The 16,241-nt window shown below is 60.1% G+C and carries 13 protein-coding genes and 1 pseudogene; 4 read left to right on the top strand and 10 right to left on the bottom strand.

Annotation, left to right across the window (positions count from 1 at the left end):
• Complete coding sequence (cysN, locus tag RWJ89_RS24970; RefSeq protein ID WP_077975874.1) at positions 1-1,497, top strand: sulfate adenylyltransferase subunit CysN; 1,497 nt, start codon at positions 1-3, stop codon at positions 1,495-1,497.
• 230 nt (positions 1,498-1,727) lie between these two features.
• Here the strand turns inward: cysN and RWJ89_RS24965 are convergent, their stop codons facing one another.
• Complete coding sequence (locus RWJ89_RS24965; RefSeq protein WP_077976274.1) at positions 1,728-2,066, bottom strand: hypothetical protein; 339 nt, start codon at positions 2,064-2,066, stop codon at positions 1,728-1,730.
• A 524-nt stretch (positions 2,067-2,590) separates the two neighbouring features.
• On the opposite strand from RWJ89_RS24965, the gene RWJ89_RS24960 reads away from it, so the two are divergent.
• From RWJ89_RS24960 to RWJ89_RS24950, 3 genes and pseudogenes are all read left to right on the top strand, one after another.
• The gene (locus RWJ89_RS24960) at positions 2,591-3,232 is read left to right on the top strand and encodes a peroxiredoxin-like family protein (RefSeq protein WP_077975872.1); all 642 of its coding nucleotides are present in this window, start codon (positions 2,591-2,593) and stop codon (positions 3,230-3,232) included.
• A gap of 184 nt (positions 3,233-3,416) precedes the next feature.
• The gene (locus RWJ89_RS24955) at positions 3,417-5,684 is read left to right on the top strand and encodes a PBP1A family penicillin-binding protein (RefSeq protein WP_316031620.1); all 2,268 of its coding nucleotides are present in this window, start codon (positions 3,417-3,419) and stop codon (positions 5,682-5,684) included.
• A gap of 46 nt (positions 5,685-5,730) precedes the next feature.
• Positions 5,731-5,832 (top strand): annotated as a pseudogene (locus tag RWJ89_RS24950) (quinone oxidoreductase); the annotation flags it as partial.
• A gap of 14 nt (positions 5,833-5,846) precedes the next feature.
• Here the strand turns inward: RWJ89_RS24950 and RWJ89_RS24945 are convergent.
• The 9 genes from RWJ89_RS24945 to RWJ89_RS24905 form a co-directional block, all read right to left on the bottom strand.
• On the bottom strand, positions 5,847-6,347 hold the full coding sequence (locus tag RWJ89_RS24945; protein ID WP_077975868.1) for a hypothetical protein: 501 nt from the start codon (positions 6,345-6,347) through the stop codon (positions 5,847-5,849).
• A gap of 456 nt (positions 6,348-6,803) precedes the next feature.
• A complete protein-coding gene (locus RWJ89_RS24940) occupies positions 6,804-7,988 on the bottom strand; it encodes a glycoside hydrolase 5 family protein (RefSeq protein ID WP_131666474.1) in 1,185 nt (394 codons plus the stop codon).
• Between the two features lie 16 nt (positions 7,989-8,004).
• Entirely contained in the window at positions 8,005-9,384 is a 1,380-nt protein-coding gene (locus tag RWJ89_RS24935; protein WP_316029959.1) for a hypothetical protein, read from the bottom strand.
• Between the two features lie 2 nt (positions 9,385-9,386).
• The gene (locus RWJ89_RS24930) at positions 9,387-10,388 is read right to left on the bottom strand and encodes a glycosyltransferase family 2 protein (RefSeq protein ID WP_221947649.1); all 1,002 of its coding nucleotides are present in this window, start codon (positions 10,386-10,388) and stop codon (positions 9,387-9,389) included.
• Positions 10,381-11,208 (bottom strand): hypothetical protein, encoded by an 828-nt coding sequence (locus RWJ89_RS24925; protein WP_221947650.1) that lies wholly within the window; start codon positions 11,206-11,208, stop codon positions 10,381-10,383. Before RWJ89_RS24925 ends, RWJ89_RS24930 begins: the two co-directional genes overlap by 8 nt.
• Entirely contained in the window at positions 11,205-12,092 is an 888-nt protein-coding gene (locus RWJ89_RS24920) for a DUF6492 family protein (protein WP_221947651.1), read from the bottom strand. Before RWJ89_RS24920 ends, RWJ89_RS24925 begins: the two co-directional genes overlap by 4 nt.
• Entirely contained in the window at positions 12,089-14,188 is a 2,100-nt protein-coding gene (locus RWJ89_RS24915; RefSeq protein ID WP_221985107.1) for a hypothetical protein, read from the bottom strand. The genes RWJ89_RS24920 and RWJ89_RS24915 overlap by 4 nt, the downstream gene beginning before the upstream one ends.
• The gene (locus RWJ89_RS24910) at positions 14,175-15,335 is read right to left on the bottom strand and encodes a glycosyltransferase family 4 protein (RefSeq protein WP_077975855.1); all 1,161 of its coding nucleotides are present in this window, start codon (positions 15,333-15,335) and stop codon (positions 14,175-14,177) included. Before RWJ89_RS24910 ends, RWJ89_RS24915 begins: the two co-directional genes overlap by 14 nt.
• A gap of 26 nt (positions 15,336-15,361) precedes the next feature.
• On the bottom strand, positions 15,362-16,135 hold the full coding sequence (locus RWJ89_RS24905; protein ID WP_077975853.1) for a glycosyltransferase family 2 protein: 774 nt from the start codon (positions 16,133-16,135) through the stop codon (positions 15,362-15,364).
• Positions 16,136-16,241 lie beyond the last annotated feature (106 nt).

Here is a 16,241-nt window from a genome sequence, read left to right as displayed (position 1 = left end):
ATGACCGCAGCCCAAACCGCCGTCTCGGCCGCAACCGTCGTCAACCTGCCCGCCGCCGAGCCGCTCAAGGCCCAGCGCGATACCAGGCCACTGCGGCTCATCACCTGCGGCAGCGTCGATGACGGCAAGTCGACCCTGATCGGCCGCCTGCTCTGGGACACCAAGGCGGTCAAGGAAGACCAGGCCGCCACCCTGCAGCGCGATTCCACCGGCAAGCAGAACGACCTCGGCCTGCCCGACTTCGCTCTGCTGCTCGACGGCCTGCAGGCCGAGCGCGAACAGGGCATCACCATCGATGTCGCCTATCGCTATTTCTCGACCGACAAGCGCTCCTTCATCGTCGCCGACACGCCCGGCCATGAGCAATATACCCGCAACATGGCAACCGGCGCCTCGACTGCCGATCTCGCCATCCTGCTCGTCGATGCGCGCCTCGGCATTCTGGAACAAACGCGCCGCCACGCCACGATCGCCTCGCTGCTCGGGATCAAGCAGTTCGTGCTCGCCGTCAACAAGATCGATCTGACGGGCTACGACCGCGCCGGCTTCGACAAGATCAGCCATGAATTCCGCGAGTTTGCCCTGTCGCTCGGCGTCACGCAGATCACCGCCATTCCGATGTCGGCGCTGAAGGGCGAAAACGTCGTCTATTCCGGCCAGGCCGCCATGCCCTGGTACACCGGCCCGTCGCTGGTGGAGACGCTGGAGCTTGCCACCGTGCGCTCGTCGCAGACGGTCGGCTTCCGCCTTTCCGTCCAGCGCGTCTCGCGTCCGGGCGAAAGCTTCCGCGGCTATCAGGGCACGGTTGCCGGCGGCTCGGTCAAGCCGGGCGACAGCGTCATGATCCTGCCGTCGGGCATGGTCGCCAATGTCTCCAAGATCGTTACCTTCGATCTCGTCCGCAACGCCGCCGTTGCCGGCGACGCGATCACCCTGGTGCTCGACCGCCAGGTGGACGTGGCGCGCGGCGACATGATCGTCTCGATCGACGCCCAGCCGCAGGTCGGCCTTGCCTTCGACGCGCAGATCGTAGCACTGCAGCCCGAGGGCATCGAACCCGGCAAACGCTACTGGCTGAAGAGCGGCAGCCGCCGTCAGCGCGTGCAGGTGCAGCCGCTCAGCCAGCTGGAGCTGAAAACCGGCGCCTGGAACGCCGCCCAGCGGCTCTACATGAACGCCATCGGCAAAGTCCGGCTCGTCTTCGACGAAGCGGCGATCTTCGACCCCTATGAGCAGAACCGGCTTTCCGGCTCCTTCATCCTGATCGATCCGGAGACCAACAACACGGTCGCCGGCGGCATGGTGACCGGCAAGCGCACCGAACTTGGCGGCCTGCACAACGGCGAAGCCCGCGTCATCCTCTCGCTTCCGGCCGACCTTGCCGAGCAGATCATGGCAAGCGAACTCTTCGCCAGCCGCAGCCATGAGGCCGAGGTACGGCGCATGACGGCAGCCGAAGCGGCCGACCTCTGGTCGAGCGCTGCAAGCGATATCTGAAATAGGTAAGGGGCCAGCAAGGCTGGCCCCTTATGCAGGGCCGGATCCGCTTGCTGCGCCCGGCGGAGTCTTCGCGAACGGCGCTGTCGCAAATTTCAGCGATGAAATTAATCAGATCCTCGGACGGTGCGGCAAGCTCTTCACGCCGGTTATTGGCCCTTAGCGGACTTCCGCCGCCTCCAACAGGCAGGTGAGAGAAGCGGAAGTCGGTGATGTTCGCCAGACCGTCTTCAAGTCAGAAACGGCATGATATCTACACCGTCACCAGGAAACACATTGAAGTGCGGATGGTCCCGGAATAGGCGAGCGGCGGCATCAGCGGTTTCCGCCTCCACGACCAGGTAGCCACAGAACTGGTTCTCAGCTTTTTGCACCCCGTCCTTCGTCACGCGTGTCGTTTTGCCCACCATGCCACCGCGATCAAGAATGCATGCAGCATTATGTTCCTCCCAGGCTGACCACTGGGGTATGCCGGCAGCATCGACGGCATCCTGCTCGGCTTTAGGCAAGCTTCGGAACGACGCGAGGGCTTCTGGTTTCATAGTGTAGACCGCAAGAAATCTGGGCACCGGCGTTACCTCCATCGGTTTCATCGTCATCAGCTAACATGCCGCGCGTGGTAAATCACTTCTTACAGTACAACTGGTGGTGCGGCGTAGGATGGCGACTGGCACGAATCCGCCGAAAACTGGACGTGTTGTGACTCGCAGGGCGAGAAACTCAAAGCGACTGGCGAAACCGCCGCAGTGATCAACAGCAATGACTTTCCCTTATCGATGTGATCGAGCCGCTCTGTGTGCCACTTCCGCTACGCGGCCCCACGCTGCTTGAACGCAAAATTGGCAGGTCCCCCGCTCAATTTTGTGTGTCGGCGTCTACGGCCGCTAAAAAATCAGAGTTTGCAGAAAACGGACTTTTTCAATTCACGATTCGCCGTTTTCCGCTTGCCCGCGGGCCGATGTGGGGCCATTCTGAGGTCGGATCCTGGCGGTGCGGTAAAACGAGAGGTCAGGCCTTGCAACGCTCAATCTCGACCTCGAAGCACTTAACGTGGCGCCTTTTCTCGACTGATCCCCGAGCGAGGAGGTTGTCCATGTCCACGCTCTATGTCGACCATCCGCTACAACCGGGCGACCGGGTCCCGAACGTTGTGTTTGATGCGATCTCGCGCGAGGGGAAGATCGCACTTGATGATTTTCGTGGCCGCAGCCCATTGTTGATAGGTTTGTTTCGGGGCCTGCATTGTCCGTTCTGCCGGCGCCATGTCGCGGCCATGGCATATCTCAACCCGATGCTGCGCGAGAAAGGCGTTCAATCCCTGGCGGTGGTAAACACCCCAGTCGAACGCGCGCGGCTCTATTTCCGTTACCATCCGATGCCCGATCTTCTTGCTGCTTCCGACCCGGTACGGGCTTCGCACCAAGCCTTCGGCTTACGCGAGGTCGGGATCGACACCGTCATGGCGATACGGTTCGATCTTCCGGGCGAGTTGCCCAAGCCTGTGGGCGTGATGGCGATGAATGAATTTCTCAACAAGAAGGAAGGATATCAGATTACCGAAGCCGATAGGCAGATGATGACTGCCGACCACGGGCAGCTTGTCGGTCAGTTCCTAATCGACCGGGAGGGCATTGTACGCTGGAGCTTCACAGAAGTTCTGGAGGCTGGGCTTCAGACGTTCAAAGCACCGAATTCCCAGGAATTGATGTCGGTCGCTTCCCAAGTCGCACATTAACAAACAAAAACTCGCCCGACGCCCAGCCGAAAGTCGGCCTTCCTTCGACGCGCAGATCGTTGCCTTGCAGCCCGAGGGCATCGAGCCCGGAAATTCCTTGGAACCGTTGGGGCCTTTTGCGGTGGAACACTCCGCATCACCCGGCTATAAAGGACATTGTGCGTTGGCTTTGTCGCGGTAATCGATGCCCAATTCTCCCGAATCCTCAGATGAAAGCGTTAGCAGCTCGAGCTCGGGTCGCAATCAGACACCAAATTCGCCAGCGCAAGTGGCTGCCTCGGATTTAGCAGGAAACATCCTTCCACACGGATCGTTCGGCCAAACTCGACGGGCCGCCTGGACTCTGTTGCGTGCGCTGCGCCAAGATTTGCAGGCAAGTTCTGCTTTGGCAAAGATCAAGACGGCCGCATTGTTTTGGAGGACGAAACTGAGGTCGACGCGACCCGGAATCGCGTCAGCTTCCCACAAGTGGATGACGAGTGCTTTGGTGAAAGTGGGACGCGGTCAGCAATCAAAGCCGCGTGAGAGTCGACGAAGCGCTCCGTTCATTGCGGGCTGGCGCAAATTCGCTATCGGGTCGGCCCTGCTTGTCTGCCTCCTTGTAGGAAGCGTCCTGGTGTGGGCACTGAAAGACGTGCCCTGGAGCGAAATCCGGGATGGAACGTTAAAGCCGGTGGTCGTGCTGGAAACCGCTGACGGTGCGCCGCTGGTAAGACAGGGACCTTATCAAGGGCCATATGCTCGATACGACCAGTTTCCAACCCATCTGATCGCCGCCGTCCTTTCGATCGAGGATCGCCGGTTCATGGATCATTTCGGCGTCGACCCCAGGGGCATCGGGAGGGCGCTTCTGCGCAACTTGGAGGCTGGCTCGGTGGTGGAGGGTGGCAGCACGATTACCCAGCAACTTATCAAGCTGCAATACCTCGACAGCGACCGAACCATAAAACGAAAGATACAGGAAGTCGTCATCGCATTTTGGCTGGAGTGGAAGCTCGGCAAGGCGGAAATCCTGACGCGCTATCTCAACAGCGTCTATCTTGGCGCGGGCGCCACCGGCATGCCTGCCGCTGCGCGCATCTATTTCAACAAGGACATCGGCGCCCTCAACCTGCCGGAGTCGGCGATGCTGGCGGGGTTGCTGCGGGCGCCGAGCCAATGGAATCCCATCGACAATTTCGAAGGTGCCCGGCAGCGCACCTTGGTCGTTCTCGACGCGATGGCGGCCAATGGCAAGATCACCGAGCCACAGGCGGCGGAAGCCAAGACCAGCTTTGCCAGGCTGCACCCAACGACGCCCACGCCGCGCTCCGGAAGCTGGTTTGCCGACTGGATTTCGCCGCAAGCAAGCGAAATCGCCGGTTCCTCGCCAGGTTCGACGACGGTGCGCACCACGTTGGTGCCGCGGTTGCAGCAGATCGCCGAAAGGGTCGTGAATAGAGCCCTGGACAGTGAAGGAAAGACCGTCGTTGCGTCGCAAGCCGCCTTGGTCGCGATGACGCCCGACGGCGCGGTCGTAGCGATGGTTGGCGGGCGCGACTACAAGGCAAGCCAGTTCAACCGCGCCGTCACTGCGATGCGCCAGCCGGGTTCCACCTTCAAGCTATTCGTCTATTACGCAGCATTGAAGGCTGGGCTCACCTTGTCTGACCAAGTTCCGGACGCGCCAATTGACATCAATGGCTGGTCGCCAGAAAATTCCGGTGGCAATTATCGCGGCTGGGTAACGCTTGCCGAGGCATTCGCGCGATCGCTCAATGCCGCGTCAGTGGCGCTTGCCGAAGAGGTAGGACTGGACAATGTGATTGCCGCAGCGCGTGAACTCGGCATCGATGCGCCACTGGCAAACACGCCGTCTTTGGCGCTTGGCACATCGGAAGTAAATCTGCTTAACCTCACCAGCGCCTATGCGTCCGTCCAACTCGGCAGGGCACCTGTCAGGCCGTGGGGCATCATCGACTTTCAGGCGGCAGGACAGCCCACGACGTTTCGAGTTGGCTCACAAGCAAAGCCGAATGTCGATCTTTCGCCCTACCAGTCCGACCTCCTCGGCCTGCTGCAGTTGGTGGTCGAGCGCGGCACTGGACGTGGGGCAGATCCTGGCACGTTTGCGGCCGGTAAGACCGGCACGAGCCAGAACAATCGTGATGCCTGGTTCGTCGGATTCACTGAAGCGCTCGTCGTCGGTGTCTGGGTTGGCAATGATGATGACGCGCCGATGAAGGGGGTGACGGGCGGCGACCTGCCAGCGCATATCTGGCGGGACTTCATGCGTGAGGCAACGACCGAACCGACTCTGAACGGAATGCGATCGGCCGAAGCAGTAGTCGATGGTCAAGGCGCACCCCTGTCCTGTAACATCACCGCCTGTTCGCGCAGTTACCGCTCATTTCGGCCGTCCGATTGTACTTATCAGCCATATTCCGGCGGCCGACGGCTTTGTGAAAAGTGATGTGATGCGGCAGAGATCGAGCACCGGCCATCCTTGCCTCACGCCCGTTTCGCAGATCGGTGCCGAATATCGTTTGGCCGATGTTGCGAAGGCGCACGAAGAGATCGAATCCGGACGCTCGGCGGGCAGTATCCTGCTGATACCTTGATTGCTCAGAGCCCGTTATTTCGGCTTACGCTGGAGAGATCCAGTCGGAATAGGAACCACACTGGCAAGTCGTTGGCCTACCACCGTGCCGATTGTGGCAACCCCGGACGTGTTCCTGGATGCGGGCTCGATCTGGCGGAGAAACAGTCCGCTATTATCGGCGAGCGATCCGATGGTAATCATCGGCTCGTCGTCGACGAAAAGCATCAATCCAATGCCGGATCCAAGCTTATCCTCCACCCTGCATGGGACGGCTCGCAGTACGGTCTCCGCCTTTGTCGAAAACAGGGATTTCACAAGCCCGCCAAGTGCCTCGATACTATTGACAACCGGCCGGACGACAAGCGTGACTGCTTGTTGTTCAGATAGGGTGAGTTCGACGGAAAACTGAGCCGGCGCAGAACCGGTCGGCAGGCAAGCACTATACAGCTGAAAAATCGCGGCGCGCGCGAAATTCAAGCGTGTATCATGGGATTCGGCTTCGGCGACTGATTGAAGAAAGCGTGAAGAGTTCACTGCCGCAATCCCTATCTCGAATCGGGTTAGCCCGATGATGTTTCATTATACGATACCGCTTCTGCGGGCGAGCCGTCCGCATTATTCATATTAACAAATGCTGACCTTCGAAAATTCTCTGGTTTTCCCCTGGTATACTGGAGAGCGCAAACATCCGGCGAAGCCGGAGGCCCAGTTTATATCGCAAGAAAATGTGGAAGCATTTTGGTCAATAGTCTGGCGTGCTAGGATCGCTATCACTCGTCTAGCCGACCCGGCGTAAAATCATCCTGGTCCGGGGGAAAGGACGCGCAACCCATCCGGGTTCGTGTCACCTATATTTTCTTCTTGAAATCGGTTTTCGCCATCGAGCTGTATGCTCGGTTGTTGGCAGCCATCAAGTCGAATGGCAGCCCCGTGGCATACCCGACCTACCGCTCTAGACGACGAATGCTGACCGGCGGAAGACTCATAGCCTCAATCGTTGAGCTTGAGGGCGGCGGCGCGCAGAGCCTGCCAAGCAGGGCTTCCATCGTTATGGATGTCGAATTTGTCGTAGTCGTCCTCAGGATAGAGGCCCGAATCCTGCGTGCTGGTAAGCCGCCAGACCACCCAGCCTCCGCAATCCGAGGTGGCGATCGTGTTCAGCCAAGTTTCATAGGCATTTGCCTGATCGGCATCGGATCGGGGAATTCCAAATTCCTCCAGGATCACCGGTTTTCCGATATTTCGTGCGATCGCGCAGTATTCGCGAATGCGGGCGTCGAAATCGGAATGGCTCATTTTGACGTAGGATGGGTAGCCATGCCACGTGCCGAAATCGACGCTGGGAATGTTCATATCCGCCAGCTTCTGTTCCATGTTCCCATGGCCCGTCGTGACGAGCTGTTTCGGTGCCAGGGATTTGACATAGGCTGACATTTCCGACACCCAGTCATGAAGGAGCGGTTTGGGATGGATGTCAGGTTCATTGGCCAGATCCCAGGCAAATATGGTGGGGTCATCGGAATAGCGGACGCCAGTAATCGTGTTGACGCGCGACAGAACATGCCGAACCCATGCCTTGTAATCGCGGCGAGTTCGCGGATCAGCGGCAAAAAAAGTGTATTTGTCCGAACTCCCGTACCAGGCGTTCATCTGCTGGGCACCGCCCGTATAGGCCCAGAAATCGACGAATGCGAGGATCAGCTTAAGCTTGCGTTTCGCCGCTTCCGCGATGAGGTAGTCGACCTTTTGCAGGCCGTCGGGTCCGTCGTTGGGAACCATCTTGTTGGTTATCGGATCCCAACTCATCATATAGATGCCCTTGGTGCCCAGATTGCTGGAATCGGCCGTGCTCTTTGAATTCCAGATCGTTGGCACCTGGCCGTCCAGCGACCCTATAACCGGTTGCAGGAAGGTGCGCACCACATTGGCACTCATTGCCGTGGCATCGTCCAACACGCGGGTGACTTCGCCTGGCGAGCCAAATGTCAGATAATGGTTGTTGACGCCGGCCACGCGAAATGGCTTTCCGTCCAGCAGGAAGCCCCCCTCTTTCGTCGTGACGAAAGATGGATGCGCAGATGACTGCGCGTCCGCAGATCCGACTTGAGCAGACCAAAAAAGCGCCACCGCCGCAGCGCCGACAGCGAAATTCCGGAAACGGTGAATAGGCCTCATGCGAAGAAACTCCCTCTCAAGCCCGTGACGCAATTCCGATTTGGTCGGCCTTGTCGAGGACATTGCCGTATGTCGAGACGCCGTCTGCCGCTGATGGCGCGGTGGCGGACGGCGTCCCAGTGCGCCGTGCGGCCCAATACAACGCCGGGCACAGAAGCAGGCCTTCCAGAAAAACAGCAATGACCCAGAAGTTGGCAGTGCCTGCAATCCCGAATTGCGCGCCGGCGGCAGCGGCGACGATCTCCAGGACCGCACCGCCGATCAGAACGAGCGTGGCCAAACCCAGGCGCCGCCGGACACGTTGAACCGCGAGATAATGATACTTCAACGCCATTCCGAAAGCGGCAATGCCCAGAAACTGGAGACTATTTCCTGCAATCACAGCATAGGCCGGATTGAATATCCAGAGCATGAAGCGCGACAGGAAGAGGAACGCCAAGGCAGTCGCCGCGCAAACCAGCATCGACAGGCCGAGCGACAGGCGCAGGCGCGCGGGAAATAGCTCCGGCTCCCGAAAAGCGATGGCAAACAACACCGAGGCGAGTGATGCAGGGACGAGAAGCGCGACGTTCAGCACCGTCCAGGCGGCATAGAATGCGGCGTTGATCTCGGCCGACAGCATCACCGTGACGACGAAGGGCAGCAGCAGCGCCGGCGCCTGAACAGCGATGCTGAGCGTATGATGGCCGAAAACCTGTCCGAGCGCCGGGCGGAAGGCGTGGATCTCCGGCCGGTGGAAAACGCGCCTGCCGGCATAAACAAGAAGCCCGGCCACGACGACCAGCGAGACGAGCTGCCCGGTAAACCAGGTGGTGAAGATCGCCAGTTCGCTGCTCGCCCGGCCAAGTGTCAGACCGAGAGCGACCAGCAGAAGAAGCTTGCTGGCGGCAAAGATGACATTTCGGGCCAGTTGAAGGCCGCTCTGCAACAGGCCGACCAGGGCTTGGTCGAGCACGAGGGTCACGGCAGTCAGAGCGCAAGCACCGACGAAGAAAAGATCGGTCGCTGAGGAACCGACGATCGAGCCAAGCTGCGTCGATGTGAAGGCAGCGACAGCAAGATAGATCAGCCCCACCATGATGGAGGCGCTGAACGCGGCCAGGAGGGCGCCAGTCAGAAATGGGCCTGCTCTTTTCTGACGGCCTATCTCGCCCATCAGGAAGGGTCCGAGACCGACTTCACCGAGATTCGCGAGGAGATTCATCAACGATATGGCGGCGGCGGCGAGGCCAACAGCCTCGGCCGAGAAGGAACGCGCCGCGAACCACCAGTAGATGAAGCCGAGAACGGCCGTCATCAACGTCCCAAGCCCCAGCATGCCTGCATTGAGGAGCAAAACCGCCTGGTTCATCAGGAGGCTCTGGACCTTGGTCATGGCGGCGCTGAGGGTCATCATGCCTATTCCACCGGTTCGAGAGCGCGAGCAGGAACGGAGGTGAAAGGTCTCGTAAGGGCAGCGCGGGTCCGGCCGAGAGCGAAGGCCGCCGCGGTGACCGTCAGGCCGGCGCCCAGCGCGGCGGCGCGAAGAAGGCCGCTCGGCTGGCCACGCAGCACATCGGCGAATCCCCGCCTAAACCCTTGCGGCAACGTCCTCGTCATATAGGTCTTTTCCGACGCCAGCGCCTCGCTGGAGCCTGCCATCAACGATAGGCTGGCCTTTGAAAGCCCCTCGGCCCAGCAGCGGTGGAGGAAATATTTCCACGTCGCGCGATCGGCGGGTATGGCGTGATCGCTGCCGCTCGACGGCTCGAAGACGAAACGGCCATGCGGCAAGGCCTTGGTTGCACGGATGCAGAGTTCGGTTTCCTCGCATCCGAGCGGCAAAGCCTTGGCCGTTCGGCCCAAGCCGGAATCGAAGCCGCCCGTATGATCGAAGACGTCGCGGCGGATGCACATCGACGCGCCGATGAGGTTGCGCACCGGACCCGGATGAAGGCCGCGATAGCTGCAGCCGAGGGTCCACAGGAACTCGTCGGGAAACCAGGACGGACGGTCTGTTTCCCACAAGGGGCGGATAGCGGAGACGGCACCCAGAACCGAGGGATCCTCGAGTTGCCGCACCAAGGTCGCCAGCAAATCCTGATCCGCCACAGCGTCGTCGTCGAGAAACAGGATGACCTCGCCGCGGCTGACAGAAATCCCGGTGTTGCGGGCACCGGAGAGGCCGGGCGGATGAATGTTCTCGACGATCCTGACCGGGCTTTCGAACTGCTTGGCGCGCAGACGCAACGCGAGTGCCGGATTGTGATCGACGATGACGACGATCTCGTCCGCGGCCGGGACCTGGCGCGCTGCAGCCTCGATTGCTTTGTTGAGAATGTCCCAGCGCTTGTCGGAATAGCAGCAGATGACGATTGCCGTCGTGAGCTTGCCGGACGCGAGGTGCTGGAAATTATCCATTTTTCGGCTCCGGGGTTAATTGAAGGGTAATTCCGGTCGGTGCCGGCGACTGGAGCGTGTCGATGGTCATCCAGACCTTGCGGTAGATCGTTCCCCTGTCGCCGTCCTTGTAGAGCCAGGCTTCCAGCCTTGCGGGTGGGCGTGTTTTTGTCGGTACGGAGAATTCGAAGGTTTGACTGGAGGAAGGCGCCAGTTCGAAGGCTGGCATCTTTCCAATCAATGTGCCGCCCAGAACAAGGTCAAGACTGTAAAGCGTCCTGGCGTCTTCCGAGTTGCGCACGCCGACCGTTACCACATTGTTCGTCCAGGTCCATTTGGGCACCATCCAAAGCTCAGTGAACTGAAACGGCTTGTGTTCAAGCGCGACTGGGCGCGCCACGAGGACGGAACTCGTCGCCAAGATCATGGAAGCAGCGAAGGCCCAAAAACGACGGCCGGGCCAAGCCCACGGAATGGCTGGATCCGGCCTTGCGAGCCGCAAAACGACATTCAGCCACCGAACGGCGATAGTCGTCAGGCCCAGCGCGTAGACCCAGCTTCGCGCATCGAGATGCCCGATGACATGCAGCAGAAGCCCCAAAAAAATGCAGGTCGCGAAGCTCAGGAACACCGCGAGCGTCCCCCTCGTGACCATATCGCCCTCGATGCGCAGGGTGTCCACCAGCATGCGGCCCGGGAAATACAGTATCAGCGGCGCGCAGAGCGCCAGGCGGACCGCTTTCTCCCACGTCGAAAAGGTTTCGGGCAGCCAAGTTACGGCCAACGCAGCGGCAAGAACCCACAGCGGAAGGATTCCCAGAAAGACACGGCGGGCCATCATCGGGGACGAGCTCCTGCATCCGCCCATGCCGTCGCGCCGATGATCTGAGCGGCGCCCGGGTTCACCTTCATGAGCTTCTGGCGTATCACGTTCGGGTCGAAGGATTTCTGGACGAGATGAACGATCTTGCTGTCCAGCCGGCTCAAAGTCAGGCCGAGGCGGCTATGGATCTGCGTCAGATAGGCGCCGCGGGCATCGCGCATCGTCGGCGACAGGTGCATCACATCGAGCAGAAAGACGGAATAGAGTGTCCATTCTCCGAACCGTGTCTGGTCTTTTGACGCACTCAGACCCTGGAGCAGTTCGACGTAGGGTTTTGAGCCGTATTTCGACGCGATGTAGTCATTCAGCGCGATGAGCCATTCGCGCTTGAAGCAGAAGAAATCGTTGATGAAATCGATATAGCGAAAAGACCGGGCCGGCTCGACGCCGAGGATCTTTGCGACATTGCGCAACCGTTGCTTCTCGAAACGGTAATGCAGATCGGGTAGCCTGTGGCTGGAATAATAGAGAACCGGTTCGCCCCGGTCGATCAGATCGGTCGTCGCGATGGGCCGCAGCAGCAGTGTATCCGCACCGAGATTGCAGAAATGCTCGGTCCGGCAGAATTCGAAGGCGCGCAGCTTGACGATCTGCTGCCGAAACCAGCCGGGAAGTTCCAGTTCTCTAGCCGAAAGCCAGTCGTTGTCGCCGGTGACGGCTGCGCGAGGCACGAGACCCTTGGCGTCGAGGAAGGCTCTTAAAGCGGCCGGGTTGTCGGTGACCATGGTCAGGTTTCCCTTGTCGGGGAAATGCTGCTGGTAGGAGCGAAGGGACGCTTCGAGCAAATATTCGATGTCCCGCGAATGGACGCACATGAAAGCGTCGATACGGCTATCGATCATCGCAGATCTCCGTCTGTTCGTCCTACGGATTGCACTGGCTCTCCGGTCCGCCTAGGAGGGGCCGCGAGCTGCCGTGTTTTCCCGAGCCGCCCGACATCGAAAATGACCATGAAGCCGTTGTCGAAGGTGCGGTCGACATCGGGCTCGGAATTGAACTTGAGCAGCGACGACGACTGGAGGGGGACCGTGTGGTTTCGGTCCTGCGTGCCGCCGTCGAAATAGACGCCCACGCCGGGCAGGCCAGTGGTCATGCGCAGATCGACCATGACGAACCCGACGCTCGAGTCGATCAGCAGCCTGCGTTCCATCGAGCCGAGATCGGCAGCGGTGATGGCCATGCCTGTATCCTGCCCGCTCTCAAGCGTGGTCGAGACCTTTTGCCGGCCGTAAGTGGACAGGAGCAGGCGATTGATCCGGTCGGTTGCGAAATGCTGGTCGCCGCCCAGCCATTCCCTGGTCCACTTTGCGGCGCTGATCCCCATAGGTTCTATCGACGAGGAGTCGGCCGACACCTCATAGCCGGCCGGAACCAGGATACGTGGCCCCTCGGAGCTGATGACGCCACCAATCAGCACCGTTGTTGCGGCGGCGGCAAGCGCCGTTGCGCGCAGCCAGCCACGCGACGTGCCGTGCCAGAACGCCGCGACAGCCACCGCGACGACAATTGCGACGCCGAGGAAGGATAACGAGCCGATGCGGTTGCCGATCTCCCACCCACTGCGCGTCAGGCGGAAGATGATGCTGACAGGATAGGCGAGCGTCACCAAAACGAAGACGACGAGAAGGCTTGACCGCCATAGGCGCCATCTGGTTGGCGGCCAGAGCATGCTGGCATTCCGGAGCTGCCCATTGAAAACGAGCGAGCGGAGAAAGCCGGTGAGAAGTCCCAGGCAGATCAGCGCGACGCCCGCCATCGTCAGATAACGTTGCCAAGCAGGCGCCAAGGCTCCCGTGTCCGACACGAAAAGCTTACGTGTCGCGGTCGAGTTCGATACGAGTTGCACTACCTCGTGTATGCCGCCTGCCAGTACGGGAAGGATGTAGCTGCCGGTGGGATTCCCGACGATCTTCGACCAGGCGACAGGAGCAATCACGGCGATCGAGGCCAGCAGGATCGCCCGCTGCCTCTGCATAGAGGACGCGCCCTGCCTCAGGCATTCCATCACCGCCGTGCCGCACAAAAGGGCCATGCAAAAATAGGAGGTGAGATGATGCGTAACTGCGAGTGCCACGATGAGGACGATGGTGGCGACGATCGTCGGCCAGCCTGCCGTGCCGCCCCGCTCCATGCGTCGGCTTTCCGAAGCCAACAGTACCGCCGCAAGCATGGGGATCGCCAGGCTTTCATAGGAGTAGTGGACGTCAAACAGCAAAAACGCGGACGAGCCCATGTAGATCAGGCAGGCAATGGAGGCGATCCGTGGCGAGCCCGTGATCTTCTCAAAGAGCAGGAAGAGCGCGAGCATCAGCATCATCCGTGCCGCCGCCAACACGATGAGGCCTGCAGCGAAGACGGACAGTCCGGACAGGTTGACCAAGGCGGACGTTATGAGCTCCAGCCCAGGATAGAGGGGGCTGACCGGCAACAGGGGATTGGGCAGGAACAATCGCCCCGCCTCCAGAATGTCGTTCACCGTCGCCCAGTGCAGGAATTCGTCATGGTCTATGAAGGCGACGGGCGCGCGGATGAGGCGTACCACGAAGAGGGCTGAGGTTACGATCACTATGAGCGCCAACCGCTCCAGGCGGCTGGCCCCCGGATGGATGATCCGCGCCGCCGCGGGGAGAAAGATCGCGGCGATGGCGCAATAGAACGCCGGAACCGCCCAACCCTCTCCCAGCCGACTGGCATTTGCAGCAAGAGCGGCCACAACAAGGGCGCAGCTGCATAGGAATGCGAAGACCGGCGACATCCCCAGCGACGAAGGATCGGCACTACCCCCGACCGCGCTGTCCTGCCTGCGCAGGCCCAGAAATGCGGCGATCCACAGATCGACGCGTGGAAGGGAAACCCTTCCCGTATAGCCATGCCGATAAGCTCCGTCCTGGTAGGACTTCTGCTGATCTGGAGAAGTCCGCCTCTTAACAACGGTCATCGTGCTTCAAATCTCCAAGCAGTGCCGGACCGGTTCGCAGTTCAGGCTGCGGATGCGAAAGGACGCGTCTGTACACCATCAGCAGCCGGTCCGTGCAATCGTCCCAGTCCGGCAACCTCGTCTCGATTGAGATCGGCCCCGCGTCCATGGCGGCGAGCATTTCACGCGCGGTGAAGTCTGGCGAAGCGTTGAGCGGAATGGATCGCACGAGCCCCTCCTCAGCCAGCTCCCGAAAGCCGGATGTGTCGGTGGTCAGTACGGGAGCCTTGACCGAAAGCGCCTCCATAACCGCCACGGGATGAGCTTCATAATCGCTGAGGAGCACGACAAGAGCGGCCGAAGACAAAAGATCGGCCATTGCGGACCGATCGGTCGGCGGAATTGCCCCGATCTCGACACGGTTGCCGAGCCCGAGTTCGGCCACCTGCTGACGCAGCTTCGCCTCATAGGGCCCCTCTCCTAGGATCCGAAGGCGCAGATCCGGGAATTTCGTTGCCAGCACATGAAATGCAGCAAGCGCCCGATGATGACCTTTATAACGCTCCAGCCTGCCGAGCGAGACAATCAGCGGCCTGTCGTGAGGTGAAGGGGGTCGCCGCCCGGACTTTTCCGGCAGGCGCGCGCCATTGGGGACAACGATGAACCGGTCTCTCGCGATTGCCATATTGTGGCTGAACAGATCCGCTTCGAACCGCGACACGCCAATGAGTTGCGCTGCTCTGGTGGCCAGAGGCGCAAGCATTCTGTGTTGGAAGCGCCGGATCGAAGACCGAAGTCGCGACGAATGGCCACCGCTGTGAAAGGTGACCACGAAAGGAAGCCCCTTGCGCGATGCGGCAGCCATTCCGAGCGGTGCCAGGAAAGTGTGGTAGCCCTGAACATGCATCAGGTCCCAATCACCTTCGGCGACGGCCTTAAAGACGCTGGGGGCGAAGCACCAATCCCGCCCACGGGGAAACGTCTTCAGCCTGACAATCCGCACGCCGTCTCGGCTTTCCGCTGCAGGAAGAAGTCCGTCAGGATTGCCCGTCAAGACCGTTACCGCATGCCCGTTGCGCACGAGCCGGGTTGCGACCTCGCTTACATGGGTTTCCGTCCCTCCGGCAAAAGGCAGGTATCTCGCGCTGAGCATCAAAATGCGCATCATGCGGCCTCGCCAATTACATCCAGACCTCAGGAAATACTCTGCTCGAGGACCTGGACGCCCGTCGGCGTACTGACGCGTTCTCTAAAGATCGTCTTCAGCACGCGCCAGCCATCCGGGAGGGCACGCAGGTTGCTGACGCCGTAGATACGTTCCGATTCAAAGCTCGCGACTTCCATGATTTTGAGCTTGTTCTTCAGGGCCCGCAAATTGATCAGCGTCTCAATTTCGAAGCCGTCGCAATCGGCACGCAGCAAGGGAACATGCCGTCGCCAAAAGCCCATGTAGCCGTAGCACAGATCGCTAAAAGAGCTGCCATAGAGCATGCGGACCAGGAGGGTCAGGCCGAGATTGCCGAAACGGCGGATGACTGTCATGTCGCTGGTGCCGCCACCCTGCATAAAGCGCGAACCCTTGACGAAATCCGCACCTGCAACAAGAGCCGCGACGAACAAGATGATTTCGTAAGGATCCATCGACCCGTCAGCATCGAGCATGACGATCATATCACCAGACGCGGCTTCGAAGCCGGTCCGCAATGCGATGCCTTTGCCCTTCTTGGGCTGGAGTACGATCTTGACATCGTCGCGCATGCTTCGCGCTATGTCAGGCGTTCCGTCTGTCGATCGCCCATCGACGATAATGATTTCATGCACCCACGTCGGTATGCGGGGCAAGAGCAGCTTAATGTTTTCCGCTTCGTTCAAGGTTGGAATGACGAGTGAGGTCTTTGGCAATTTGAACATCGGGCCTTGGACAGGCACTGAGGAATGCGAGGATTCTAAAGCTTCGATTGTAGACATAAGCTCTCCTTGGCGTTTTGGACCGCGCGACAAATCGCAAATCGACGATGCCCCTGAGCTCTTTGGCCGAGAGGAGGACTAAACTCTCCCCAGTCGGGAAGAGTAT

Source organism: Rhizobium sp. 10PS4 (genome assembly GCF_032464805.1).
Taxonomy (GTDB): Bacteria; Pseudomonadota; Alphaproteobacteria; order Rhizobiales; family Rhizobiaceae; genus Rhizobium; species Rhizobium laguerreae.
The sequence above is the reverse complement of the archived record's forward strand: the minus strand, read 5'-3'. Positions and strand labels throughout refer to the sequence as shown.

What these genes read in the sequence shown, in the direction of transcription:
- RWJ89_RS24930 (WP_221947649.1), bottom strand. Translation starts at nt 10,388, where the DNA reads ATGGATAATTTCCAGCACCTCGCGTCCGGCAAGCTCACGACGGCAATC.
- RWJ89_RS24920 (WP_221947651.1), bottom strand. Translation starts at nt 12,092, where the DNA reads ATGATCGATAGCCGTATCGACGCTTTCATGTGCGTCCATTCGCGGGAC.
- RWJ89_RS24905 (WP_077975853.1), bottom strand. Translation starts at nt 16,135, where the DNA reads ATGTCTACAATCGAAGCTTTAGAATCCTCGCATTCCTCAGTGCCTGTC.
- RWJ89_RS24925 (WP_221947650.1), bottom strand. Translation starts at nt 11,208, where the DNA reads ATGATGGCCCGCCGTGTCTTTCTGGGAATCCTTCCGCTGTGGGTTCTT.
- RWJ89_RS24910 (WP_077975855.1), bottom strand. Translation starts at nt 15,335, where the DNA reads ATGATGCGCATTTTGATGCTCAGCGCGAGATACCTGCCTTTTGCCGGA.
- cysN (WP_077975874.1), top strand. Translation starts at nt 1, where the DNA reads ATGACCGCAGCCCAAACCGCCGTCTCGGCCGCAACCGTCGTCAACCTG.
- RWJ89_RS24940 (WP_131666474.1), bottom strand. Translation starts at nt 7,988, where the DNA reads ATGAGGCCTATTCACCGTTTCCGGAATTTCGCTGTCGGCGCTGCGGCG.
- RWJ89_RS24915 (WP_221985107.1), bottom strand. Translation starts at nt 14,188, where the DNA reads ATGACCGTTGTTAAGAGGCGGACTTCTCCAGATCAGCAGAAGTCCTAC.
- RWJ89_RS24955 (WP_316031620.1), top strand. Translation starts at nt 3,417, where the DNA reads ATGCCCAATTCTCCCGAATCCTCAGATGAAAGCGTTAGCAGCTCGAGC.
- RWJ89_RS24935 (WP_316029959.1), bottom strand. Translation starts at nt 9,384, where the DNA reads ATGATGACCCTCAGCGCCGCCATGACCAAGGTCCAGAGCCTCCTGATG.
- RWJ89_RS24960 (WP_077975872.1), top strand. Translation starts at nt 2,591, where the DNA reads ATGTCCACGCTCTATGTCGACCATCCGCTACAACCGGGCGACCGGGTC.